Here is a 23,986-nt window from a genome sequence, read left to right as displayed (position 1 = left end):
TTGAAACGCCTTCCCAAAACGAAAAGGCCGGGCAATGCCCGGCCTTGTTTATCGAATTTTCAGAAACTTAGAACTTGATCTTGATCCCGCCTGAAATCGCCGTGATCAGATCGTTGCCGAAGTCGTAGCTGGCGTCAGTACCGGCCTGATAGCCGTTTTCACCATTTACTACTCCGGAATGCCCGCTGGTTAGCACACCGATGGCACCAGCCAACCGAACTTCGATATTCGGCCGCGGCGTGTAGGCAACGCCGCCACCGAGCGTCCAGGTATCGGTCTGCGAGCCGTAGCCATGCGAGGTGCCGCGATCCCATGAAAGCTGGCCGGCGGCGCTCCACTGGTCGTTGAACTTGTGGCCGATACCACCCGAAACGGTCCAGCCGTCACGATACATCAGGTCAAGAGAGGTGGCCTGAAGAGAACCGGAAGCATCATTACCTGTAAAACATGCGGCAGTTGGAGTCCCGACAATACAGATAGGAACGCTCTGCAGCACGCTCCAATTGACCCACTTGATCGAACCGAACGCGAGCCAGCCCGGCGCAATGCCCGACTGAAGCTTCAACTCCACCGAGTCCGGCATATACTGCGTGCTGCCGTAGATCGGCGCAGAGCCGGTGGGCAATACCGGTGCCGTGAGTGTACCGGAGATATTGTCGAGCTTGACTTGCGAATTGTAGACCAAGCTGGCGCGAAGCGCGATCTCAGGGATTTCGTAGGCAACACCGGCGCGCCAGCCCCAGCCACTGGCATCTAGGTCGACGCGGCCAACTGCTCCGGCCAGGGATATCAAGTTCTCCTTGAAGCCTCCGATGTCCTGGTAGAATACGCCACCGATGAAACGGAGCTGACCTTTACCCACGTCAAACTTATAGGAGCACGTACCCGCGTAGTTATTGCTCTTGATGTCCGTTTCGATATTGGAAAACGCTCCGCTCCACGTGCTACCCGGCGCAGTATGTGCACCCCAGGGCTGCGAATAGTCGAACATGCAGTCGACGCCTTGGACAATCTGGGCTTTAACGCCGATGCGTGGCACCCAATAAGGCTCCGCACCATCGGCCGAGGTGCTGAAGCCGAGAGGGCTAATGTCGGCTCCTCCCGGACCCCTCGCATTCTTGTATTTGCGATCCGGCATCACATAGGTCGCTTCCGCTTCCGTCGCGACCGGCGCCGGATCGAACAGCAGGTCGATGTCATAGCCGCCGCGCTCCAGGCCGCCGGCATGCGCTGGATGCATCGCTGCGCCGATCAAAGCGATCGAAAAGCAGCCTGCCCCCGCCAGAGCTTTGAGCCGCAGAATATTCATGGAAATCCCTCCCCGAGATACAAGTGGCTCAAGCTAGAACCAATTCGGGTTAACGGCGCAACAACGAAATCAGGAGCCGTACATGTACACCCTTGACAGTCCGCATTTTCCCGCGAAACCCGAGCCTAATCGCGGCTTAACAGGCCTCAAATGGCAGGAAAAAGCTGCAAAAACCTTACAATACGCCCCAAAAACAGGCCACTTTGGCGGAAAAAGGCTCCATTGTTACATTACGGCAACAATGGGGCGCAAACTTTCCGTTTACGTCAAAATTAACGTAGCGGCACGCCCATTTTCGAGGCAGCTAATGCACCGGAAAGCATCTCCGCGCTGAGGGCGATTCTTGCCGCTCAGCCGGCGTCGCGAACCCTTGTCAAAGCCACCGATAGCTTCTCCTGCGCCTCGCGATATTCGGCGAGTTTTTCGCGCTCGGCTTCGACCACCTCTTCCGGCGCGTTGGCGACGAACTTTTCGTTGGAGAGCTTCTTGTGCAGGCGAGCGATCTCTTCGGTGACCTTCGCCAATTCCTTCTGCAGCCGCGCGGCCTCGGCCTGGAGGTCGATCAGGCTGCCGAGCGGCAGGCTTATCGTCGCCTCGTTGAGCACGATCTGGGCCGAGCCCTTTGGCGGCGCGTCGACCAACGCGATATCGCCGATGCGCGCCAGCCGCTTGATCGCCTGGGCGTGACGCTCAAGCCGCTCCTGCGTCAGCGTGTTGGCGCCGATCACCATCAGCGGCGCGATCGCTGCCGGCGGCACATTCATCTCCGAACGCACTGACCGGATGCCGGAGACAAGGTCGACCAGCCAGTTGATGTCGGCGGCAGCCTCCTCGTCCTCGAAGTCGGGCGACGGCCAGGCGGCATGACAAAGCAGCGAGGAGCGCTCCTTGCCCTCGCCAGCGGTCTGCGCCCACAGTTCTTCGGTCATGAACGGCATCATCGGATGCAGGAGCTTGTAGATCTCGTCGAGCACGAAGGCGACGCAGGCCCGGCTCTCGGCCTTGGCGGCCTCGTCCGTGCCCATGAACACCGGCTTCAGCAGTTCCAGGTACCAGTCGCAGAACAGGTTCCAGACGAAGCGATAGGCCGCGCCGGCCGCCTCGTTGAAACGATAGCTGGTGATGCCTTCGGTGACCGCGCGCGCCGCCCGCGTGAGTTCTGTGAGGATCCAGCGATTGACCGGCAGCTTGGCGTCGTTCAGCCAGAAATCGTCGTTGCGCGCAACCTCGTTCATCTCGGCGAAGCGCGTCGCGTTCCACAGCTTGGTGCCGAAATTGCGGTAGCCGGCGATGCGCGCCGGATCGAGCTTCACGTCGCGCCCTTGAGCCGCCATCACCGTCAACGTGAAGCGCAGCGCATCTGCGCCATATTCGTCGATCAGGTCGAGCGGATCGATGACGTTGCCTTTCGACTTCGACATCTTGGCGCCGTTCTTGTCGCGGACCAGCGCATGCACATAGACCGTGTGGAACGGCTCCTCGTCCATGAAGTGCAGGCCCATCATCATCATGCGGGCGACCCAGAAGAAGATGATGTCGAAGCCGGTCACCAGCACGTCGGTCTGGTAATAGGTCTTGAGCTCGGGCGTCTGGTCGGGCCAGCCGAGCGTCGAAAAGGGCCACAGCGCCGACGAGAACCAGGTGTCGAGAACGTCCTCGTCGCGGGTCAGGATCTCGCCCGGCTGAAAATTCTCGAGCTTGTCCTCGACCCAGGCCTTCCACGGCCCTTCCAACGCCAGGTAATATTCGACCGCCGCGGCCAGGGCCTCTTCCTCGGTCTTCTCGACGAAGACATGCCCGTCCGGCCCATACCAGGCCGGGATCTGGTGGCCCCACCAGAGCTGGCGCGAAATGCACCAGGGCTGGATGTTCTCCATCCAGTCGAAATAGGTCTTTTCCCAATTCTTCGGCACGAAGTTCGTGCGGCCCTCGCGCACCGAGGCGATCGCCGGCTTGGCGAGCTCGGCGGCGTTGACATACCACTGGTCGGTCAGGAACGGCTCGATCGGCACGCCGCCGCGGTCGCCATGCGGCACGGTGTGCCGGTGCGGCTCGATCTTGTCGAGGAACCCGCCCGCTTCCATCAGCTCGACGATCTTCTTGCGGGCAGCGAAGCGGTCGAGCCCGTCGAGCTCGTCCCAGACGGCCTGGCGCTCCGGCGTGACCTCGAGACCGGCGAGGAAATCCTCGTTGTCCTTGAGCTTGATGGCGGCTTCGGCCGTCAGGATGTTGATCGCCGGCAGCTTGTGACGCTTGCCGACCTCGAAATCGTTGAAGTCGTGCGCCGGCGTGATCTTGACCGCGCCGGAGCCCTTCTCCGGATCGGAATATTCGTCCGCCACGATCGGTATCTTGCGGCCGACGATGGGCAGCACGACCTTGCGCCCGACCAGATCGGTGAAGCGCTCGTCACCCGGATGCACGGCAACCGCCGTGTCGCCAAGCATCGTCTCGGGACGTGTCGTCGCGACCGTGATGAAGGTCTTCGGGTTCTCCGGGTCGAACGCTTCGCCTTCGATCGGGTAGCGGAAGTGCCAGAGATTGCCGTTGACCTCGTGCTGCTCGACCTCGAGGTCGGAAATGGCCGTCAGCAGCTTGGGGTCCCAGTTCACAAGGCGCTTGTCCTTGTAGATGAGGCCTTCCTTGTAGAGCGTGACGAAGACTTCCAGCACCGCCTTGGACAGGCCTTCGTCCATGGTGAAGCGTTCGCGCGACCAGTCGGCCGAGGCGCCGAGGCGCTTCAGCTGGTTGAAGATCGCGCCGCCGGATTCGGCCTTCCACTCCCAGACCTTCTCGATGAACTGCTCGCGCGTTAGATCGCGGCGGTGGACCTGCCTTTCCGTGAGCTGGCGCTCGACCACCATCTGCGTGGCGATGCCGGCGTGATCCATGCCGGGCTGCCAAAGCACGTTCTTGCCGCGCATGCGCTCGAAGCGCACCAAAATGTCCTGCAGCGTGTTGTTGAGCGCATGCCCCATATGCAGCGAGCCGGTGACGTTCGGCGGCGGGATGACGATGGTGAAAGCTTCCGCCCCTTCCTCCGCGCCGGCGCCGGCCCGGAAGGCGTCGGCCTCTTCCCAGATTTTGGCGATCTTCGGCTCGACGGTCTTGGCGTCGTAGGTCTTTTCAAGCATGGAGGAGGTCCGAACTGTCGGTAACAAGCGTCCGGTGTAAATCGGAAGGTCTTGGCCGAGTCAACCGCGAGAGCAGCAATCACTGCCACGGATAGGCCTGCCCTCGACCAGCGACAATCCCGGCCGAGCGGGAGCTACGCGCGCTCACTTGAGAGGCTTGACCAAGCCACCGCCCAAAGGCTGGCGCTTTTCAGCCTGCGTGTTGCGGCGGCTACTGCGCGCCGCGCGCCACGCGCTCGATCTCTTCGCGCACCAGCCTTTCGACCAGGGTCGGCAGGTTGTTGTCGAGCCAATCCTGCAGCATCGGCCGCAGCATTTCTTCGGCCATTTCATCGAAGCTCTTCTTGCCACGGCTTGCAAAGGCATCGGAAAGCTCGCCGAACGCTGCGGCAACCTGCCTGCCCGTGTGCTCGGAAAGGATCGCGGGACGGGACGGCTGAGCCTCAGGCGCGGAGGACTGGGGAGCGCCGGCATGTGCGACGGCTTCGACCGCGGGTTCTTCCTTGTCGATCTCGACCCGCGGCGCGGCTTCCGGAGCCCGGACAGCCGGCTTCGCTGTGACGGTGCTGCCTCCGGCCGCGGCGATTTCCCGCCGCCAATCGGCGACAATGGTCTCGGCGGTCTGCGGAGCGTTTGCAGCGGCGGGCCTGTTGGCGGCTGCCGGCTCGCTCGGCTCGGCCGCGCGCCTGGCACCAGTCTCCGCCGGCGCTGCCTTCACCGGCTCCGGGCGAGCCTCGGCGCGCGCAAGCAATGGATCGGTCGCTGCAAGCTGGGCCTGGACTTCCGCCAGCGTCGCCGGCTTGCGGGGACCGGCATCCGCATGCAGCTCGGAACGAAAGGTGTCGATCTCGACAGCGGGTACGGCCGCGGAGGGAATATTGACGACGGCCGGCTCCAGGTCCTGGCGCAGCTCACCGGCCTCGGCCGGCTGCTTGCGACCGGTATCGCTGTCCTCGATGATCCTTCGGATGGAAGCCAGTATCTCTTCCATGGAAGGTTCGCGCTGCGCGCTGCTTGCCGTCGCCATCGTCACATCCGCCGCCCTTGTGACCCATTACGCAATTCCGTTCCTGCCCGGGCCGGAATTCGAATCAGTGGAGACAGCGTAACCGACCGATCGCCATCCGAGAATCCCCAATCTGGGGACTCTTTGGATTTCAACAGATTAGGGGATTTCAACACAAAGCATGTCTCTCGAAAGTGGGAAACGGTTTCGGGATGAAGACATGCATAAATCAAAAACCTAAAGCGCATACGCGCTTCGGGCGATGCGCAGGCCCGGTCAGTCATCCGGAAAAGACAAACGCCGCGCATCCATGGGACGCGCGGCGTTTATCGACGCTGGATCGGAAATCAGCGCCCGTCGGGGGTGCGCAATCCGATCCACTTGTCCTTGACGGCGTTGTAATGCTCTTCCGGCCTGTATTTGGTGACCGCCAGGCCCAGGCGATCGACCGACAGCCGCCCCATCGCCGACAGGATGGCGTAGCTCGCCACCACCACGTCGCGCTCGGAGCTTGCCTGGTTGATCTTGGCGGTGATGACGGCGTTCTGCGCGTTCAACACGTCGAGCGTCGTGCGCTGGCCGACATTGCGCTCCTCGATGACGCCGTTCAGCGCCAGCTGCGCGGCGTCGATGACCTGCCTGTTGGCATCTACGCTTTCGCGCGCTGCGACATATTGCGTCCAGGCCGAGACCACGGCCTGGCGCACCTGGTCGCGGCTGACATCGACCTGGATGCGCGCCTCGCTGAGCGATTCCTTGTTCTGCCGCACAATCGCCGAGGTCCTGCCGCCCGAATAGATCGGAATGGTCAGAGTGGCGCCGATATTGGCGGAAGTCGAGCTACCGTTGGGACTGCTGGAGGAACCGGGAGAGGTGTGGCTGTAATTGTCCGAGATGCCGGCGGAGGCCGAAAGCTGGGGCAGCAGCGCACCTTCCGACGACTTCACCGAAAACGCCGCCGCATCGACGAGATGCTGCGTGGCAAGGATGGCCGGATGCTCGGCCGAGGCGACAGCCAGGGCGGATTCGAGATTGCCCGGCAGCAGCTTGCCCAGCGGCGAAGCCGCCTTCAGCTTGCCCGGCTCGTCGCCGACGATCTGGTGGTAGGTGGCGGCGCTCGCCAGAGCGGTCGCGCGGGCGGCGCTCAACTGCGCCACCGCCGTCGCCCGCGAGGCATCGGCCTGGGCGACGTCGGTGCGGGTGCCCTCGCCGACCTCGAAGCGCGAGCGGGCGGCGCGCGCCTGCTCGGTCAGGAACTGCAGGTTCTGCTCGGTCAGCACCGCGACCTGGCGGTCGCGAATCACGTCCATATAGGCGCTCGCCGCGTTGAACAGGATGTTCTCTTCGGTGTTGCGCAGGCTTTCGACCGAAGCCTTCACCTGCGATTCGGCGGCGGCGACATTGTTCTTGGTCTGAAAGCCGTCGAATAGCGTCTGGTTGATCTGCACGCCGAAGCTGCCGGTCGTCAGTCTCCTGCTGGTGCCAAATCCGTGCGTGTTGGTGTAGTCGATGTTGGCCGAACCAGTGACGGTCGGGCGCCAGCCCGACTTGGCGATGGCAACACCCTCATCGGTGACGCGCACGCCGGCGCGAGCAGCGTTGAGCTGCGAATTGTACTGGTAGGCTTTGGCGAGAGCGCCCGTAATGGTCTCGGCGGAGGCGGCCAGCGGCGAAAGCGCCGTCGCGGAAACGAGAATAGCTGCTAAAACTCTTTTGTGTCGGGGCGGCACGTTATTTCCCTCATTCGTTTACATGGGAACCACGCCACGTCAGCCTACCCTTACGGATCGACCGGCGCCGCGTTGTCTATCGTTCCCCCGCTGATAGGCTCCCGATAACTCACGGTTAACCAAATCAGCAACGATTGTCAGGCGCAAGCGATCATGACAGCGCCTTCGCTGCAAGGCAAAAACGCTCAGAATTCAAACGCGTGAGCACGTTCGAAGCCCGGTAGTGGCTTAATTGCCGCATTAAAGGCCCGTCTGCCGGTTACAACCCCCCCGGCCTTAAAAAACAGCCGGGCCACGCCAGAGTTGCCTTGTCCTTCCACCACAACCAGACGTCCATCTTCCGCAAGCTGGTCGAGCAGCGCCGGCGGCACTTCCTCGACGCTGCCACCAATGAAGATGACGTTGTAAGGCGCTTTAGCGGCATGCCCCTGCGGCAGCGGCCCGGTGATGACCGTGACATTCTGGCAGCCAAGGCTGGAAAGCGTGGATTTCGCGGTCTCCGCCAGCGCGGGATCGCTCTCCAACGCCACCACGGACCGGGCAAGCCTGGACAGCAATGCGGCGGAATAGCCGCTGCCGCAACCGACATCGAGCACCGAATCACTCGCATCGATCTCGGCCAGCTGCAAAAGCTTGGCGAGCGGCGACGGCTCCATCAGGTAGCGTGCGCCGCTGCCATTGGCGCCGTCCGAAATGCGGATGTCTTCGTCGATATAGGCCAGATCCCGCTGCCCGGGGCCGACAAACGCCTCGCGCGGGACGGTCAGCATCGCTTCGATCAGGGGCGCGCTGGTGACATCGGTGGTGCGGATCTGGCCGTCGACCATCTTCACGCGGCGTTCGGAAAAATCAGCGCTCATGTCCCAACAATCCGCTCCCCGCGCCAAACGCGCGGCTAAACTTCAACCGGAACCCCCGCTCCGGCGCGATTGCGCTGGAGCCCGCAAGCATCTGGAGGCCTCGCCCGGAATCGAACCGGGGTGCAAGGATTTGCAGTCCTCTGCGTAACCACTCCGCCACGAGGCCTCGCAATGCTCCCGGCGTTCCGAGCGAACTCATTATGTTGACGCTCAAAGGTCGTCAAGCGGCGCCGCGTCATTCCCGATGCTTTCGCATGGAACGGCCAAAGTGGTGATTACCAATCGGTTGTCGCGACTCCGGCATCGCCGTGGCGCAGCCGTCCCTGCCTCTCAGTCGGGTCGACGCCGACGTTCCCACCAGACGATGAAACGCCGCCGGTGGCGACGGATCATCGCGAATTCATAAGAAAGCACCAGGAGACCGAGCGGAATCATCCAGAAGCCGAGTATCGGCAGAAAGCCCAGAAGCCCGCCAAGGGTAAGCAGCATGCCGATGGCGATTCGCCAGCCGCGCGAGCGCGGCATGGTGAACTCGCGGCCGAAGATCGAAATCTTCCGTGCCGGTGCGTCGTCATCGTCCGCTGCGGTCATTCAAACCAATCCCATCCGCTGCCTAAGCCATGTCAAGGCGATCACCGGCCGCTTTGTTCCGTGCCGGTGTGAAGCCCTTCATATGTGGGCACGCCGAACGATGGCACAAATAGCCGCATCAAAAACTGGAGAAAAATTGCGAAATGCTGCTTTGCAAAGCCGAAAGGTGTTTGCTATAGGCTGCGCCACTCACGTCAGAGCCTCCGTTCCCCGGTAGCTCAGTGGTAGAGCAACCGGCTGTTAACCGGTTGGTCGCTGGTTCGAATCCGGCCCGGGGAGCCAACAATTCCAAGATCTTCAAAGTTTTTCAGAGCAGCCAAAATCGGCTGATCTGCGGTATATCTATACAACTCGACTTCGCTGGGTGCCGATCTACACCGGAACCGCTCGAAGGGTAGACTTGGCACCATGGATCGCGTTTTTGATAAGCGGATCGGCCTGCAGAGGGCGCATCGGCGATGGAATTTTCGTGCCCCCAGTCCAGACTTGGGGGATTCGCCCAGCCGGCAACCTGGCGACCGGTCGTAGTTCCCGGTCATAGATAGCTGTCGCGCCAAGTCACTATATATTATATATTAGCAATAGCTTGTATTTATGGGTCCACTGGCTGATAATATCGGTCGGGCATCTGAGGGCGTCCGATGCGTTGGCCCCTGTTCGTCATCGCGCTCATTATCGGCTTCATTCTCTGGGACCGTTTCGAGAACGACGGCACCTATACCGCTGAAGTCGAGCGAAGTTTCCGTAGCGCTGCGTTGCATATGCCTGGAGGCTTCGGGTGGAAGCCCCCAGCCATCACCGTCAATCGCGACGCGTTTAAACCCTGAACGCCGCGCAGAGTTGATGATAATCTCGATACCGATAGCAAGATTACGGTGACAGCGCGCCTTCCTTTTGCATCCAGCCACGGGCTGCTGAAATTCAGAAGCACTGGCTTGCTCGTTAGCCAACGACGTTAGGCCCAACGCAATGGGCATTCAGTCCAAATTGCTGCTCTTCACGACGCCAAATAACCTCGCGAAGGAAAGGCAGGGGCACATGGCGGGGAAGCGGGCGATTGCAGTCAAGGATTGGTCTTGCGCCATGAGTGACGAGATTGGCCGAGTGGTCTTGGCCATAAATTCGACCGAGGGTGAAACGACCTACGTCCTTATGACAATCTTCCAGGCGGCAAAAATGGCCCAGGAACTGCGGTCGCCGAAGATGGTGCCCCGATACGACATGTAGCCATCTCTGGCGAAAACACTGAGCAGCACAAAGCTGGCTGTCCCCTAATTGAGGAAAGGACCGCCCCCTCCCACCCAGCATGGGCCAAATTCCCATAGCCATTGTGCCGGCGAATTTTGCTTTGCGGCTTCACCGCCCTGCCTTAGCCTTCCTTCGCAACACCTCGCCTCCAAGCCGATAGCCGGACCTTTATGCCGTGCCCTTGAAAGCCGCCGCCCACATCGAGGCCATGTCCGCTTTCGCGCTGGCGAATTTCGGCGGCTATGACCGGGCGACGCTGGCGCAGAACGAGAGCGCCTTCCCGCCCAGCCTCAAGGCGATCGAGGCCGGGCGTGACGCCGTCGCGCGCAGCCATCTTTATCCGGACCCGGACTGGACCTTGCTGCGCGACGCGATCGCGAAAACCTATGGGGTCGAGCGCGACCTTGTCCTGTGCGGCGCCGGCTCGATGGAGCTGATCGCCTGCACCATTGCGGCCTTCGCCGGTCCCGGCGCCGACGTGCTCGCCACCAGCTACGCCTATAATTTTGCCGCCTCGGCGGCCGCGCGTGTCGGGGCGGCCTATGTCAAGGCGCAGGAGCGCGGTTTTGAGGTTTCTATCGACGCCATCCTTGCAGCTGTCACGCCGGCGACGCGCATCGTCTTCGTCTGCAATCCGGGCAACCCGACCGGCACGCGCATCAGAAACACCGAGCTGCTGCGCCTGCGCGCGGCACTGCCAGGCGACGCTCTCCTGATGATCGACCAGGCCTATGGCGAATTCGACGATCAGGATCCGCAGGCTGTTTTCGCGCTGGCCGGGCGCGGCGACACCGTCGTCCTGCGCAGTCTGTCCAAGGCATACGGACTGGCCGGCGCGCGCGTCGGCTGGGGGTTGTTCGCGCCCCAGATCGCCGCCGAAGTGCGCAAGATGCAGAACTCAAACCAGGTCTCGACGGTCAGCCTTGCCATGGCCGTCGCGGCCGTCGAGGACCAGGCCCATATGCGCGCGACGGTGGCGCGCACATCGGACATTCGCGACCGCTTCGCGCAAGGCTTGCGCGCCGCCGGCTACGAGGTCCCGGAAAGCCGGACGAATTTCGTCCTGGTGCGCTTTGCCGACACGGCGGCAGCGGCGGCAGCCGACAACGCCCTGCGTGGCGCCGACATCTTCGTGCGCGGCCTCGCCGGCTACGGCCTCACCGATTGCCTGCGCATCACGATCGGGCCGCAGGACGTCATGGATCGCACGCTGCGCGCGCTCACCGCCCTGCGCGGCCGGCAATGCTGGTAAGGGTTTTTATCCGATGAGATTCCAAGACGTGACGTCAGACATGCCGTATCTGCCCGCCCGCGATTTCATCGGCTATGGCGAGCGGCCTCCGCAGGCTGAGTGGCCCGGTGGCGCGAAGCTGGCGCTCAACATCGTCGTCAATTACGAGGAAGGCGCGGAATACTCGATCGGCGAAGGCGACGGTGTTTCCGAGACGATCCTGTCCGACCTTGCCGTGTCGCCCGCCGTGCCCGGCCTGCGCAACCGCAACATGGAATCGCTCTATGAATACGGCTCGCGCGTCGGCGTCTGGCGGCTGCTCTCGCTTTTCCGGGACAAGGGCGTCATCCCGACCTTCTACGTCGTCGGGCGCGCGCTGGAGCTAAACCCGGCTGCCGGCAAGGCGATCGCCGCGCTCGGCAGCGACATCGTCTGCCATGGCTGGCGCTGGATCGACTATGCGCCGCTCAGCGAAGAGGACGAGCGCCAGCACATCGCCATGACGGTGGATGCGGTCCGCAAGATCGCCGGCATCGATCCGCTCGGATGGTACACCGGCCGGCCAAGCCTTAACACCAGAAGGCTGGTCGTCGAGCATGGCGGCTTCCTGTTCGACTGCGACGACTACAATGACGACCTGCCCTATTTCGTCGATGTCGGCGGCAAGCGGCATCTGGTCGTGCCGCACAGCTTCGACAACAACGACAGCCGCTTTTCGCGAGGTTCGGGCCTGGAGACCGGCAGCCAGTTCTTCGACTATGTCAGCGACGGCGTCGACTGGCTGCTGACGGAAGGCGAGAAGACCCCGCGCATGATGACGGTGTCGCTGCATTGCCGGCTGGCTGCGCGCCCCGGCCGCATGATCGGCCTGGAGCGCTTCCTCGACAAGATCACCGCCAATCCCGATATCTGGGTCTGCCGCCGCTCCGACATCGCCCGCCATTGGCTGAGCCGCTTCGGCGGCTGAGGCGGCCGGCGGCAATCGCCGCCTGGCGGTCTCAGGCGACGGCTACCCTCACGACCGCAGCCGCTTGCCCTCCGGGTCGAAGGGCGGATGCGCGAGCAGCACCGCATCATGCGGCCTGCCCAGTATGGCGACGGTCACCTTGTCGCCGGCCTTGGCGGTTCCTGCCTTGACGTAGCCCATCGCCAGCGACTGCTCGACGAAATAGCCATAGGCTCCCGACGACACCTGGCCGATCGGCGTGCCGTCCGGCAGGAAGATCGGCTCGCCGCCGGTGGCGTCGGCATCCTTGGCCGAGACGGAAAGCATGATGAGCTCGTCCCGCGCCGGCTTTTCGGCAACGGCGAGATAGGCGTCGCGGTTGAGGAAGTCCTTGTCCGTCTTGATCAGCCTGTCGAGCTTGACCTCCTGCGGCCAGTATTCGGGCGAGTACTCGCGGCTCCAGCTGCCGTAACCCTTTTCGACGCGCAGCGACATCAGCGCCCGCGAGCCGACCGGCCCGGCGCCGACTTCCGCGCCCGCCTTGAGCAGCGCGCTGTAGAGCTCGACCTGGTCGGCGGCCTTGCAGTGCAGCTCCCAGCCGAGATCGCCGGTGAAGGAGACCCTGAGTGCCACGACATCAACGCCGGCCACGGTGATCTGGCGTGAGCGCATGAAGGGGAAGGCCTCGTTCGACAGGTCGTCATTGGTCAGCCGCTGCAGCAATTCGCGTGATTTCGGTCCAGCGACATTGAAGCCGCCGAGCTCCTCGGTGCGCGAGCGGAAGGTCGTGCCTTCCAGCAGCGGCACGGATTTGAAGAAGCGCTGATGAAAACGCTCGGCCATGCCCGAGCCGATCACCATGAACTCGTCCTCCGCCAGCCTGGTCACGGTGAAGTCGCCGGCGATGCCGCCGCGCTTGCCGATCAACGGCGTCAGGCAGGAGTTGCCGACCTTGGTCGGCATTCGGTTGGCGAAGAGCGCGTTCAGCCAGGCTTCCGCGCCCGGGCCCTTCACCTCGTATTTGGCGAAATTGGAGATGTCGATGATGCCGGCATGCTCGCGCAGCATGCGCGCCTCGCGACCCACCGGCCTCCACCAGTTCTGGCGCGTGAAGCCGACCGTCTCCTCGCGCGGCTCGCCTGCCGCGGCGAACCACAGCGGATGCTCCCAGCCGAAATTGAGGCCGAACACGGCGCCCATTTCCTTCTGCATGTCATAGACCGGCCGGGTACGCACCGGACGTCCGGCGGCGCGTTCCTCGTTCGGGAAATGGATCTTGAAACGGTGGCTGTACTGGTCCTGCACGCGCGCCTTGGTGAAGGCCTTGCCGGCCCAATGGCCGAAGCGCGCCATGTCCCAGCCGAACATGTCGAGCGAAGGCTCGCCCTCGATCATCCATTCGGCCGCGAGCTTGCCCATGCCGCCCGACTGCGAGAAGCCGGGAATGATGCCGTTGCAGCAGAAATAATTGCTGAGCTCCGGCACCGGCCCGAACAGCACCGCGCTGTCCGGCGACCAGATCATCGGGCCATTGATCACCTTCTTGACGCCGGCGGTGGCGGCGGCGGGGACACGCTGGACGGCGCGCATCATGTTTTCTTCGATGCGGTCGAGGTCGTCGGGAAACAGCTCGTGGCCGAAATCGAGCGGCGTGCCTTCCTCCGCCCAGAACTTCATGTTGCGCTCATAGGCGCCGATCAGCAGCCCCAAGCCCTCCTGGCGCAGATAATATTCGCCGTCGCGGTCGGCGACCGACGGCAGGCGCCGGCCCATGGAGGCGATTTCGGGAATGGTCTCGGTGACGAAATACTGGTGCTCGGTCGGGATCAGCGGCAGTTGCAGCCCGGCCATGGCGGCGACCTCCCTGCCCCACAGTCCAGCGGCGTTGACCACCCATTGCGTGCGGATGTCGCCCTTCGGCGTGCGCACGATCCAGCTGCCGTCCCCCTGCGCCTCCGTCGCCGTCACCGGCGTGAAGCGATGGATCTCGGCGCCGCGCTGGCGCGCGCCTGCGGCATAGGCCGCCGTCACGCCGGACGGATCGACATTGCCGCCCTCCGGCTCATACATGATGCAGCGAATGCCGTCGAAATCGACCAGCGGATGCAGCCGCTCCGCCTCGTCGCGGCCGACCTCGTAGAAATTCATCTTGTAGCGACGCGCCTTGGCTTCCTGGAGCCGCAACTGATGCTCGCGCGCCTCGGTCTGTGCGAGATAGAGCGAGCCCGGCTGGAAGATGCCGCAGCCCTGGCCGGTCTCGGCCTCCAGCTCCTTGTAGAGCGCCATCGTGTAATGCTGCAGCCGGCTGATGTTGGTGGAATCATGCAGGCCGTGGATGTTGGCCGCGGCGTGCCAGGTCGAACCGGAGGTCAGCTCGCTGCGCTCCAGAAGCACGACATCCGTCCAGCCGAACTTGGCGAGATGATAAAGGATCGAGCAGCCGATCAGGCCGCCGCCAATGACGACGGCTTGTGCATGAGTACGCATAGTTGAGCTTTCTTCCCTTTGTTCGGCGACTTGCTTCGCGCTCTTGGCAGCGTTTTGGGATTTCATTTAGCTGACTGATCGATCGCAGTCGCGGGTGAATTCAGGGGCACAAACGCGCCCCTGAATTGGCGCTTGAGCTGCCAGTCTAGGCCTTGTCCAGCCAGACCTTGTCCAGCTGCAGTTCGAATGTCTGGTGCATGCCGAGGTTCTTCACATAGGTGGCGTGGTGGCGGTAGAGCGAGCGCCAGAACGCCTGAACCAGAATGCCGGAGTCCTGCAGGATGAACTCCACCTCCTTCATCAGCTCCTTGCGCTTGGCCGGGTCGGCGACGGCCATCGCCTCGTTGAGCTTCTTGTCGAACTCTGGATTGGAATAGCCGGACTCGTTCCACGCCTCGCCGCTGCGATAGGCGATCGCCAACACCTGCACGCCCAGCGGCCGCATGCCCCAGTCGGTGGTCGACCACGGATATTTCGTCCAGTCGTTCCAGAACGAAGAGCCCGGGATGATGGTGCGCTTGACCTTGAAGCCGGCGTCGCGCATCTGCGCGGCAACGACGTCGGCCGGGTCCTTCACATAATCCGCATCGTAGGAGATGAGCTCGAACTCGTGGTCCGTCTGGCCGGCCTCGGCCATCAGGGCCTTGGCCTTGGCCAGGTCGCGCGGAACCTTGGGCAGCTCGTAATATTCCGGATGGATTGGGCAGACATGGTGGTTTTCGGCGACCTGGCCCAAGCCGCTATAGCCGAGCTTCAGCACGGTTTCATTGTCGACCGCCAGCTGGATGGCGTTGCGGACCCGCTTGTCGTCGTAAGGCTTGTTGGTCACGTTGGTGCGCAGCACGATCGTGCCGGCGGTGACCACCTGCTCCTTGACCAGTCCCATGCTGTCATAGAGATCGACGGTGCCGCCGACCGTCTGATAGTTGCAGTCGATCTCGCCGGCCTCGAAGGCGCTGCCGATGGCGGGGTTGGAGGCGTCCGATCCATAGTCGACCCAGTCGACGCCGTCGAGATAGGGCTCGCCGCCGAACCAGGTGAAGTCCTTGCGCCGCCTCACCGAAGCCGACTCGCCGACCTTGTAGGAGATCAGCTCATAGGGGCCGGTGCCTGGTGTCTTCAGCATGTCGGCGCCGTTCTTGTCGAAGTCGCGATGCACGATGACCGCCGGATAGTCGGAAAAGCCGGGGATGATGGTGACGTCCGACTGGCGGCATTTCAACTTCACCGTATGGTCGTCGACCTTGGTGATTGCGCCGGCGGCGGCCTTCTTGGTGGCGGGATCGATCAGCGAGCTCATGCGGCCGGCCATCGAATTGCCTTCGGCCGTCTTATCGCACCAGCGTTCGATGTTGTAGACGATGTCGTCGGCATTGAAGTCGTCGCCGTTCGACCATTTCACCCCCTTGCGCAGATGCAGCGTGTATTCGGTGGCGTCGTCGCTCACCTCCCAGCTCTCGACCAGATGGCCCTCGAAGGTGAAGTCTGTGGTGTAGCGGATCATGTAGTCGTTGCACTGGCGCATGACATTGGCGATTTCCGACCAGTCCCAGGCGCGCGGATCCTTCATGTCCTTGATGATCATCTGCATCTTCAGGATGCCGCCCTTCTTGCCGGGCACGAGCGCGGCGGCCTTGACCGGCTCAATCCCTGCCATCGAATAGGCGAGCGCCGTGGAAGCGCCCATCACGCTTGCCATGGCCAGGAATTCGCGGCGGTCCATTCCGCCCTTTTTGACTTCGGCTGCGTAGCTTTCGATGACCGCCGGGACGCGGTCACCGTTGCTCTTGAACATTGTCATCGTTGTTCTCCGGTTCAGGGCTTTTTGCCCGTTGCATTCCCCTTGCGGCACGCATGTTAGGGGCGATGCAAAAATCCCGGAAGGGCTCGGCCCTTCACAAACCGCAGAAAACCGGCCGTTGAGGCCTAAAAAAACAATGCCATTGGCGCGCCAATTTTTTGAGGCTGAAACCGGTGCTGGAGCAATTCCAGGAAAAGTGGGTAACGGTTTTCCGTCCGGAATTGCGTCAAACTCTAAGGTCGCGCGGCGTCCTCCCTGGCCCTGGACAGGATCCATTCCCTGACCGTGCGTGCGATATTTCCCTTCGAAAGCTGGCTCTCGGTCAGGTAGTAATTCCAGGGACTTGGCGGCCGCACGGGGAACGGCTCGACCAGCAGCCCGCGATGCATGTAGGCGTGTGAGAGAGAACGCTGCGTGGCGACCAGGCCCGCGCCCATGGCGGCCAGTTCGAGCGCGATGTTGGAGGCGTTGGTCGACAGGCCCTTGTCGTGATCCTCCATGTCGACCCCGAGCGCCTCGGTGACCACCTGCCAGTATTCCTGGCGGCCATGCACGAAGATCCAGTCCACCTTGAGCATGTCCTGCGGCGTCTTCAGAGCATGCTCGCCTTCGAGCATGCTCGGGGCACAAAGCAGGACCAGCTCGTCGTTCCAGAGCGGGATCGCCGAAGGCGGCCGGTCGTCGAAGCGCCGCGTCGAAATGGTGATGTCGGCGATCTGCTCGCTCAAGTCTTCCCAGATCGTGCCGTGCAGCACGATCTCGATCTCCGGATGCTTCTTGCGGAACGCGGCCATGCAGCCGGCCAGCCAGTTCTCGGCCAGGCTCATCGGGCAGGAAACCACCACGGTGCGGTTGCGCGAGGACGCGACGATCGCCTCGGTCGCCTGGTCGATCTGGTCGAGCGCCTGGCGCAATGTCGGCAGGAACGCCTCCCCCATCTCGGTCAGCTTCAAGCTGCGCGGATAGCGGATGAAGAGCTGCCGGCCGATATAGTGTTCGAGCGCGCGCACATGCGTGCTGACCGCGGCTTGCGTATAACCCAGTTCCTTGGCAGCCGTGGTGAAACTCAAATGGCGGGCAGAACTCTCGAACGAGCGGATATAGTTCAAGGGGGGTGGCGGCTTCATCCCGGTCTCCAGCTGCGTAGTGTCCATAGCTATCGCATGGGCGACCGGCCGTTCAATCGCAGACAAGCGACATGGCATCAATATTTTTGGCCAAAGGCGCCAAACTAATCGCGTGCCTGCGCGATGAACCCAATTTAATGATGTTGTGAGAAGACAGGGGAGATAAGCGCGTGGCTGTGCCGTCATACCGGCGTGAGGGGCCTGTCGTCAGTTCCGATACGTTCGCCCGCCTTGCCGATTTCGTGCTGCGGCGTCCCGCTTCCGTCTTCCCTACAGCGGTGCTGCAGCAGGCACGCTACCTTCTGCTCGACACGCTGGGCATCGCCGTCGCCGCCGGACCGATGGAAGCAGGCCGGATTGCCCGCGACACGGCCGTGCTTCTCTATGGTTCGAACGATCCGCAATATTCGGCCCGCATGCTGTTCGATGGGCGCCGCGCCAGCATTGCCGGCGCGGCCTACGCCGTCGCCACGCAGACAGACAATCTCGACGGTCACGATGGCTATAGCCCCACCAGGGGCCATATCGGCGTCGCGGTGGTGCCGGCGCTTGCCGCGCTCGCGGAGGCGCGGCCCGATCTTACCGGACCGGAAGCGCTGGCGTCCCTGGTCGTTGGCTACGAAGTCGCCGGCCGGGCCGGCATCGCCTTGCATGCGACGGTGAGCGACTATCACACCTCGGGTGCCTGGAATGCATTGGGCGTGGCGGCGATCGCGGCGCGGCTGCGGCGGCTCGACGAAACGCAGTTGCGCGAGGCGCTGGGCATTGCCGAGTATCACGGCCCGCGCAGCCAGATGATGCGCGAGATCGCCACGCCGACCATGCTGCATGACGGCTCGGGCCCCGGCGCCCTTATCGGCCTTTCGGCGGCGGTGCTGGCCGAACGCGGCTTCACCGGCGCGCCGGCGATCACCGTCGAAGCGCCGGAGGTTGCGACGCATTGGCAGGATCTCGGCGTGTTCTGGCAATCATTGCATCAGTATGTGAAGCCTTATCCGATCTGCCGCTGGGCGCATGCGGCGATCGACGCGGTGCGCGGGCTTTGCCTGGTGCACAATCTCGGCGCCTCCGACATCGCCCATGTCCAGGTCAACAGCTTCCACTATGCCGCCACGCTGTTCGAAGGTATGCCGGACACAACCTCGAAGGCGCAGTACAGCCTCCGCTTCGCCGTCGCGACCTTCATCATCCACCGGCGCATCGGGCTGGAGCATATTTCCGGCGTCGGGCTCGCCGATCCGGCGGTCGCCGATATGCTCACCCGCATCAGCGTGACCGAGACAGAGCGCCACAGCGCCCGCTTCCCGGCCGGCCGCTGGGCCGACGTCATCATCATGACCAATGATGGACGCGTGTTGATGTCGGGCGACGTGCATGCGCGCGGCGGCCCGGAAGCGACGATGTCGAAGCAGGACGTCGAGGCCAAATACATGGAGTTCGCCGCGCCCGTGCTCGGATCCGGCCGCGCCGCGGCGATCCGCGACGCGGTGCTTTCGCTCGACGACCGCGACAGCCGCTTCTCCGATCTCTCGGCGCTGCTCTACGATCCTCCCAAGATTTCGAGCTAAGCCCGCAATGCCCCTCAGGCTCCTGAAATACGGTCTCAGTCGGGACTATCCGGTCAGCGGCGACATCCCGGCAACGCCGGAGCTGAAGCCGGCCTACGACGTCGTCATCATCGGCGGCGGCGGGCATGGACTGTCCTGCGCGCATCATCTTGCAAAGTATCACGGCATCAAGAGCGTCGCCGTGCTGGAAAAAGGCTATCTTGCTGGCGGCAACACGGCGCGCAACACCACCACCATCCGCTCCAACTACATCACCCCGGAAGGCATCGCCTTCTACAAGGAGGGCGTCGAGCTCTTCGAGCGGCTGTCGCAAGAGCTCGACTTCAACGTCATGTTCTCGCAGCGCGGGCAGCTGACGCTTGCGCATACCGAGGCGACGATGCGCAGCTTCCATATGCGCGCCGAGATGGGCAAGCATATGGGCACGCGCACCGAGGTCGTCGACCAGAAGGGCGTCGCGGAGCTCTGTCCGCTGCTGAACATGGACTATGGCGGCCCGCTCGAAATTCTCGGCGGGCTCTGGCATGCCGACGGCGGAACGGCGCGCCACGATGCCGTCGCCTGGGGCTACGCCGCCCAGGCATCGCGACGTGGCGTCGAGATCCACCAGCGCACCGAGGTCGAAGGCTTCGAGGTCGTCGGCGATCGCGTCCAGGCCGTCAACACGAACCGGGGCCGCATCGCCTGCGGCCAGGTGCTGATCGCCACCGGCGGCATGAATTACGACGTGGCGCTGATGGCCGGCGTCGAGCTTCCCATCCGCTGCTATCCGCTCCAAGCGATGGTGACCCAGCCTCTGAAACCATGGCTGCACACGCTGGTCTCATCGGTCTCGCTGCACACCTATCTCGTCCAGTCTTCGCGCGGCGAGGTCGTCATCGGCGGCGGCTCGGACCCCTACCAGCTCTATTCGACGCGCTCGACGCTCGACATGAAGGAGCATCTCGCCGAAGGCGCCGTCCACCTCTTTCCTTTCCTGCAGGGCGTGCGCCTGCTGAGGCAATGGGCCGGCATCACCGACATGACGCCGGACTACAGCCCGATCATGGGCGCCAGCCCGCTTGCCAATCTGTGGCTCGACTGCGGCTGGGGCACCTGGGGCTTCAAGGCGACTCCCGTCGCCGGCAAGCGCATGGCGCAGACGATCGCCGAGGGCCGCGTGCCCGACATCCTGAAACCATTTGCATTGGAGCGGTTCGAAACCTTCCGGCTGCTCAATGAAATGGGCGCCACCGCCGCGAGCCACTGACCGATGAAACTGCTCACCTGCCCCATGAACGGCTCGCGCAACATCGACGAGTTCCAGTCCTTCGGACCAGTGCGCGCAAGGCCCGATCCGAACGCAACCGCCGACAGGGATTGGTCGCGGCACCTGTTCCGCGCCGAAAACCGCAAGGGCATCGTTGTCGAGTGGTGGCGGCACGTGCCGAGCAACTATTTCTTCCTGGCCGAGCGCGATCTGGTCAGCAACGAGATCATCCGCACCTTCGACGCTTCGCAACTGCGGGACCGCGCATGAACCGGCTGCCCGCCCCTTTCGGAAGCCGCATCGATCGGAGCCGCCGCATCCGCTTCACCTTCGAAGGCAAGACTTTTGAAGGCTATGAAGGCGACAGCATCGCCAGCGCGCTTGCCGCATCCGACCAATGGGTGCTGTCGCGCTCGTTCAAATACCACCGTCCGCGCGGCATCCTGTCGATGACCGGAGCCGACGCCAACGCGCTGGTGCAACTGCCGTTCGAGCCGAACGCCGCCGCCGAGCGCACGCCGATCAGCGAAGGGCTGCGGGTCAGCGCCCAGAACGTCAACGGCTCGCTCGATCGCGACCGCGACGCCGTCATGGACAGGTTCGGCCGCTTCCTGCCGGTCGGCTTCTACTACCGCACCTTCATGGGTCCGCGCCGCGACAGCTGGCTGAAATTCTGGGAGCCTATGATCCGCCGCAAGGCGGGCCTCGGCGTGGTCGATACCAAGGCGCCGCACCGGCATTTCGACAAGACGCATCTGCATTGCGACGTGCTCGTCGTCGGCGCCGGCCCGACGGGACTGAGCGCCGCGATTGCCGCCGCGGATGCCGGCGCCGACGTGGTGCTGTGCGACGAGAATCCCGAGATCGGCGGCGTGCTGAGCTATGGCCGCTACGATCCGGCCGTCCTCTCCGGCCTGTCGTCACGGCTCGCATCGCTGCCCAATCTCAAGCTGCTGACCGGCACCGTCTGCAACGGCTGGTACGAGGACAACTGGCTGCCGCTGATCGAGGGCAACCGCCTCCATCGGACACGCGCCCGCGAGGTGATCCTCGCGACGGGCGCGATCGAGCAGCCGGCCGTCTTCCGCAACAACGACCTGCCGGGGATCATGCTCGGCGGAGCCGCGCAGCGCCTGATCCGCCACTATGGCGTGCGGCCTGGTCACAGTGCCGTGGTGCTGGCCGCCCATGACGACGGCTACCGGACGGCGCTCGATCTTCTGGACGCCGGCGTGTCGGTCGTCGAGCTTGTCGATCCGAGATCTGCCGGCGAGCCCGGTCCGTTGGAATCCGAACTCCGCGGCAAGGGCGTCGCCATCCGCAAAGGCGTGACTATCGAGGCGGCGGAAGGCACGGTCGGAAATCGCAACCTCGCCCGCGTCCGTCTCGGCGGAAGCTGGATCGCCTGCGACCTGCTGACGGTTTCGATCGGCAGCGCCCCGGCATGGCAATTGCCGTGTCAGGCCGGCGGCAAGGTCGGCTACGACGCCGCCACGCAGATGATGACGATTATGCTGCCGGAAGGTCCGGTCCATCTCGCCGGCGCCGTTGCCGGCACGGACGAGATCGAGGATGCCATCGCCAGCGGCCGGCGCGCGGCGTCGGCCGCGCTCTCGAGACTCGGCCATGCGGTTGCCGATGAGCCTCCGGCGGCCAGCCCAAAAGTCGCCCGGCCACGCTATGTGCAACCGATCGTCGCCGATGCCAAGGGACGCGACTTCGTCGATTTCGACGAGGATCTGCAGGTCAAGGATCTGCAGAACGCCACCAAGGAGGGCTATCGCGAGATCGAGCTGGTCAAGCGCTTCACCACTGTCGGCATGGGCCCGAGCCAGGGACGTCACTCGGCCTTGGCGACCGCCCGGATCGTCGCCGAGGCAACCGGCCGGGCGATCGGCGAGATCGGCATCACCACGGCGCGTCCTCCCGTGGGGCCGGAAACGCTCGGCGTACTTGCCGGCCATCACGAAGTTCCGGAGCGCCGCACGGCGCTGCATGCGCGGCACCTGGCGCTGAACGCCGCGATGAGGCCGGTCGGCGCATGGTGGCGGCCTTATCACTATGGTGACGCAAGCAGCGCCGAGGAAGCCGTTCACGAGGAAATCATGGCGGTGCGCGAAGGCGTCGGCCTGCTCGACGTCTCGACGCTCGGCAAGCTGGAGATCCGCGGGCCGGACGCCGGCGAGTTCCTCGACCGGCTCTACACGATGGCGCACGCCAACCAGCCTGTCGGTCGCGTCCGCTACTGCCTGATGCTCAACGAGATGGGCTCGGTGGTCGACGATGGCGTCGCCTACCGGATGACGCAGGATCAGTTCTATGTGACGGCGACCACCGGCGCCGTCGCGCGTGTCTATGCCGACATGCTTTTCTGGAATGCCGACTGGCGCCTGAAGGTCGACGTGCTCAACCTCACCGGCGCGTTCTGCGGCCTCAACGTCACCGGGCCCAAGGCGCGCCAGGTGCTCGAAACGCTGGAGAGCGACATCGATTTCAGCCGCGACGCCTTCCCTTATCTCAGCGGCCGCGAAGGCACAGTCGCCGGGGTGCCGGTCCGCGTGATGCGCATCGGCTTCACGGGCGAGCTCAGCTACGAACTGCATTGTCCCTCGAGCCTGGCACCCAGCCTCTGGGACGCGGTGATGGCCGCGGGCAAGCCGCACGGCCTACGCCCCTATGGGCTGGAAGCGTCGCGCATCTTGCGCCTGGAGAAAGGCCATATCCTGATCGGCCAGGACACGGATGCGATCACCACCCCGGACGAGCTGGGCTTCGGCTGGGCGGTCTCGAAGAAGAAGCCGTTCTTCGTCGGCAAGCGCTCCATCGAGATGCGCGCAAGGCTCGGCCAGACCCGCAAGCTGGTCGGGCTGCAATTCCCCGCCGGCGCCAGCAACATCCCCGGCGAAAGCTGCCTGGTGCTGCGCAATGGCGCTCCCGTCGGCCAGATCACGTCGGTCGGATATTCGCCGTCGCTCGGGCGCCACATCGCGCTCGCCTATGTCCATGTCGACGACCAGGCGGAAGGCAGCCGCGTGATGGTGAAGTGCCGCAACGGCGAGTTGGTCGAGGCGCCTGTCGTCGCCCACGCCTTCTTCGACCCGACCAACGCGCGGCAGGAGATCTAGATGGCCGCCGGCGCAGCGACTCGCATTTGTCCTTTCATGCCCGGCGGCGCGGCCGACGGCACGACGCTGATTTCCGGCGCGGTCGCGCTGAGCGATCTTACAGACAAGCCGCGCTTCGGCCTGAAAGGCGGCGGCAGTGCCGCCTGGCTCGGCCAGCACGGCATTCCCCTCCCCCCAGTCAACCGCATCGGCGAGCATCGCGGTATGAGGGTCCTTCGGCTCGGCAACGAGGACATCCTGCTCCTCGCGGAGGACGCCGCGGAAACTCTCGCCGATGTCAAAGCCATCTGGCAGGCCGCCCCGGCGCCGAAAGGCTACTCGTCATGGCGCGAGGAAGGCTGGGCATGGATGCGGCTTTCCGGCCCCCGCCTCGCCGAAGCGATGTGCAGTCTTTGCGCGCTGGACCTGAGATCGCAAAAATTCGGCGCCGACGATATCGCGCAAACCCGCGTCGGCCATGTCGAGGCCGTGACGTTTCGTTCGCCGGCAGGTTTCGACATACTCTTCGACATCACGGCTTCGGCCTACTTCGCCCGCGCTGTCGCGGCGGTGGCCGGCCACACAGCATAGAGGA

General features: G+C 63.8%; 19 protein-coding genes and 2 tRNA genes. 11 read left to right on the top strand and 10 right to left on the bottom strand.

The window, feature by feature from the left end; all coding sequences use genetic code 11:
- Positions 1 to 67: 67 nt before the first annotated feature.
- Entirely contained in the window at positions 68 to 1,309 is a 1,242-nt protein-coding gene (locus EJ069_RS05235) for an OmpP1/FadL family transporter (protein ID WP_126060389.1), read from the bottom strand.
- Positions 1,310 to 1,391: 82 nt separating this feature from the next.
- Between EJ069_RS05235 and EJ069_RS05230 the strand changes: the two genes are divergently transcribed.
- Complete coding sequence (locus EJ069_RS05230; RefSeq protein WP_126060388.1) at positions 1,392 to 1,643, top strand: hypothetical protein; 252 nt, start codon at positions 1,392 to 1,394, stop codon at positions 1,641 to 1,643.
- Positions 1,644 to 1,659: 16 nt separating this feature from the next.
- Here EJ069_RS05230 and EJ069_RS05225 read toward each other — a convergent pair whose 3' ends face one another.
- From EJ069_RS05225 to EJ069_RS05200, 6 genes are all read right to left on the bottom strand, one after another.
- Positions 1,660 to 4,443 (bottom strand): valine--tRNA ligase, encoded by a 2,784-nt coding sequence (locus EJ069_RS05225; protein WP_126060387.1) that lies wholly within the window; start codon positions 4,441 to 4,443, stop codon positions 1,660 to 1,662.
- 211 nt (positions 4,444 to 4,654) lie between these two features.
- Positions 4,655 to 5,470 carry a PopZ family protein gene (locus tag EJ069_RS05220; RefSeq protein WP_126060386.1) on the bottom strand — a complete coding sequence of 272 codons (816 nt, stop codon included), beginning with the start codon at positions 5,468 to 5,470 and terminating at the stop codon, positions 4,655 to 4,657.
- A gap of 326 nt (positions 5,471 to 5,796) precedes the next feature.
- On the bottom strand, positions 5,797 to 7,179 hold the full coding sequence (locus EJ069_RS05215; protein ID WP_126060385.1) for a TolC family outer membrane protein: 1,383 nt from the start codon (positions 7,177 to 7,179) through the stop codon (positions 5,797 to 5,799).
- A 185-nt stretch (positions 7,180 to 7,364) separates the two neighbouring features.
- Positions 7,365 to 8,039: a protein-L-isoaspartate O-methyltransferase gene (locus tag EJ069_RS05210; RefSeq protein WP_126060384.1), complete on the bottom strand. Its 675-nt coding sequence runs from the start codon at positions 8,037 to 8,039 to the stop codon at positions 7,365 to 7,367.
- 92 nt (positions 8,040 to 8,131) lie between these two features.
- Positions 8,132 to 8,205: transfer RNA gene (locus EJ069_RS05205), tRNA-Cys, on the bottom strand.
- A 164-nt stretch (positions 8,206 to 8,369) separates the two neighbouring features.
- Positions 8,370 to 8,630 (bottom strand): hypothetical protein, encoded by a 261-nt coding sequence (locus EJ069_RS05200; RefSeq protein ID WP_126060383.1) that lies wholly within the window; start codon positions 8,628 to 8,630, stop codon positions 8,370 to 8,372.
- Positions 8,631 to 8,837: 207 nt separating this feature from the next.
- Here EJ069_RS05200 and EJ069_RS05195 point away from each other — a divergent pair.
- From EJ069_RS05195 to EJ069_RS05175, 5 genes are all read left to right on the top strand, one after another.
- A tRNA-Asn gene (locus tag EJ069_RS05195) sits at positions 8,838 to 8,912 on the top strand.
- A gap of 359 nt (positions 8,913 to 9,271) precedes the next feature.
- Complete coding sequence (locus EJ069_RS05190) at positions 9,272 to 9,457, top strand: hypothetical protein (protein WP_126060382.1); 186 nt, start codon at positions 9,272 to 9,274, stop codon at positions 9,455 to 9,457.
- Between the two features lie 142 nt (positions 9,458 to 9,599).
- Complete coding sequence (locus tag EJ069_RS05185; RefSeq protein ID WP_189341781.1) at positions 9,600 to 9,857, top strand: hypothetical protein; 258 nt, start codon at positions 9,600 to 9,602, stop codon at positions 9,855 to 9,857.
- A gap of 196 nt (positions 9,858 to 10,053) precedes the next feature.
- Entirely contained in the window at positions 10,054 to 11,130 is a 1,077-nt protein-coding gene (locus EJ069_RS05180) for a histidinol-phosphate transaminase (RefSeq protein WP_245456440.1), read from the top strand.
- A 13-nt stretch (positions 11,131 to 11,143) separates the two neighbouring features.
- Entirely contained in the window at positions 11,144 to 12,076 is a 933-nt protein-coding gene (locus EJ069_RS05175) for an allantoinase PuuE (protein WP_245456439.1), read from the top strand.
- 48 nt (positions 12,077 to 12,124) lie between these two features.
- Here the strand turns inward: EJ069_RS05175 and EJ069_RS05170 are convergent, their stop codons facing one another.
- From EJ069_RS05170 to EJ069_RS05160, 3 genes are all read right to left on the bottom strand, one after another.
- Entirely contained in the window at positions 12,125 to 14,542 is a 2,418-nt protein-coding gene (locus EJ069_RS05170) for an FAD-dependent oxidoreductase (protein WP_126060380.1), read from the bottom strand.
- A gap of 145 nt (positions 14,543 to 14,687) precedes the next feature.
- On the bottom strand, positions 14,688 to 16,343 hold the full coding sequence (locus tag EJ069_RS05165; protein ID WP_126060379.1) for an ABC transporter substrate-binding protein: 1,656 nt from the start codon (positions 16,341 to 16,343) through the stop codon (positions 14,688 to 14,690).
- Between the two features lie 233 nt (positions 16,344 to 16,576).
- Positions 16,577 to 17,470, bottom strand: a complete 894-nt coding sequence (locus EJ069_RS05160; RefSeq protein WP_126060378.1) for a LysR substrate-binding domain-containing protein — start codon at positions 17,468 to 17,470, stop codon at positions 16,577 to 16,579.
- A gap of 170 nt (positions 17,471 to 17,640) precedes the next feature.
- On the opposite strand from EJ069_RS05160, the gene EJ069_RS05155 reads away from it, so the two are divergent.
- The 5 genes from EJ069_RS05155 to EJ069_RS05135 are packed head-to-tail and all read left to right on the top strand — an operon-like array spanning position 17,641 to position 23,982.
- Positions 17,641 to 19,038, top strand: a complete 1,398-nt coding sequence (locus EJ069_RS05155; RefSeq protein ID WP_245456438.1) for an MmgE/PrpD family protein — start codon at positions 17,641 to 17,643, stop codon at positions 19,036 to 19,038.
- Positions 19,039 to 19,045: 7 nt separating this feature from the next.
- Positions 19,046 to 20,287 (top strand): FAD-dependent oxidoreductase, encoded by a 1,242-nt coding sequence (locus tag EJ069_RS05150; protein ID WP_126060377.1) that lies wholly within the window; start codon positions 19,046 to 19,048, stop codon positions 20,285 to 20,287.
- A gap of 3 nt (positions 20,288 to 20,290) precedes the next feature.
- Positions 20,291 to 20,557, top strand: a complete 267-nt coding sequence (locus tag EJ069_RS05145) for a sarcosine oxidase subunit delta (protein ID WP_126060376.1) — start codon at positions 20,291 to 20,293, stop codon at positions 20,555 to 20,557.
- On the top strand, positions 20,554 to 23,412 hold the full coding sequence (locus tag EJ069_RS05140) for a 2Fe-2S iron-sulfur cluster-binding protein (protein WP_126060375.1): 2,859 nt from the start codon (positions 20,554 to 20,556) through the stop codon (positions 23,410 to 23,412). The genes EJ069_RS05145 and EJ069_RS05140 overlap by 4 nt, the downstream gene beginning before the upstream one ends.
- Positions 23,413 to 23,982, top strand: coding sequence for a hypothetical protein (locus EJ069_RS05135; protein ID WP_126060374.1), 570 nt, complete (start codon positions 23,413 to 23,415; stop codon positions 23,980 to 23,982).
- The last annotated feature ends 4 nt before the right edge of the window (positions 23,983 to 23,986 follow it).

Origin of the sequence: Mesorhizobium sp. M2A.F.Ca.ET.043.05.1.1, from assembly GCF_003952445.1 — a bacterium.
GTDB lineage: Bacteria > Pseudomonadota > Alphaproteobacteria > Rhizobiales > Rhizobiaceae > Mesorhizobium.
The sequence above is the reverse complement of the archived record's forward strand: the minus strand, read 5'-3'. Positions and strand labels throughout refer to the sequence as shown.

Coding starts and splice junctions, on each gene's coding strand:
- EJ069_RS05165 (WP_126060379.1), bottom strand. CDS start 16,343: ATGACAATGTTCAAGAGCAACGGTGACCGCGTCCCGGCGGTCATCGAA.
- EJ069_RS05135 (WP_126060374.1), top strand. CDS start 23,413: ATGGCCGCCGGCGCAGCGACTCGCATTTGTCCTTTCATGCCCGGCGGC.
- EJ069_RS05210 (WP_126060384.1), bottom strand. CDS start 8,039: ATGAGCGCTGATTTTTCCGAACGCCGCGTGAAGATGGTCGACGGCCAG.
- EJ069_RS05175 (WP_245456439.1), top strand. CDS start 11,144: ATGAGATTCCAAGACGTGACGTCAGACATGCCGTATCTGCCCGCCCGC.
- EJ069_RS05190 (WP_126060382.1), top strand. CDS start 9,272: ATGCGTTGGCCCCTGTTCGTCATCGCGCTCATTATCGGCTTCATTCTC.
- EJ069_RS05185 (WP_189341781.1), top strand. CDS start 9,600: ATGGGCATTCAGTCCAAATTGCTGCTCTTCACGACGCCAAATAACCTC.
- EJ069_RS05170 (WP_126060380.1), bottom strand. CDS start 14,542: ATGCGTACTCATGCACAAGCCGTCGTCATTGGCGGCGGCCTGATCGGC.
- EJ069_RS05160 (WP_126060378.1), bottom strand. CDS start 17,470: ATGAAGCCGCCACCCCCCTTGAACTATATCCGCTCGTTCGAGAGTTCT.
- EJ069_RS05235 (WP_126060389.1), bottom strand. CDS start 1,309: ATGAATATTCTGCGGCTCAAAGCTCTGGCGGGGGCAGGCTGCTTTTCG.
- EJ069_RS05145 (WP_126060376.1), top strand. CDS start 20,291: ATGAAACTGCTCACCTGCCCCATGAACGGCTCGCGCAACATCGACGAG.
- EJ069_RS05200 (WP_126060383.1), bottom strand. CDS start 8,630: ATGACCGCAGCGGACGATGACGACGCACCGGCACGGAAGATTTCGATC.
- EJ069_RS05220 (WP_126060386.1), bottom strand. CDS start 5,470: ATGGCGACGGCAAGCAGCGCGCAGCGCGAACCTTCCATGGAAGAGATA.
- EJ069_RS05140 (WP_126060375.1), top strand. CDS start 20,554: ATGAACCGGCTGCCCGCCCCTTTCGGAAGCCGCATCGATCGGAGCCGC.
- EJ069_RS05150 (WP_126060377.1), top strand. CDS start 19,046: ATGCCCCTCAGGCTCCTGAAATACGGTCTCAGTCGGGACTATCCGGTC.
- EJ069_RS05225 (WP_126060387.1), bottom strand. CDS start 4,443: ATGCTTGAAAAGACCTACGACGCCAAGACCGTCGAGCCGAAGATCGCC.
- EJ069_RS05230 (WP_126060388.1), top strand. CDS start 1,392: ATGTACACCCTTGACAGTCCGCATTTTCCCGCGAAACCCGAGCCTAAT.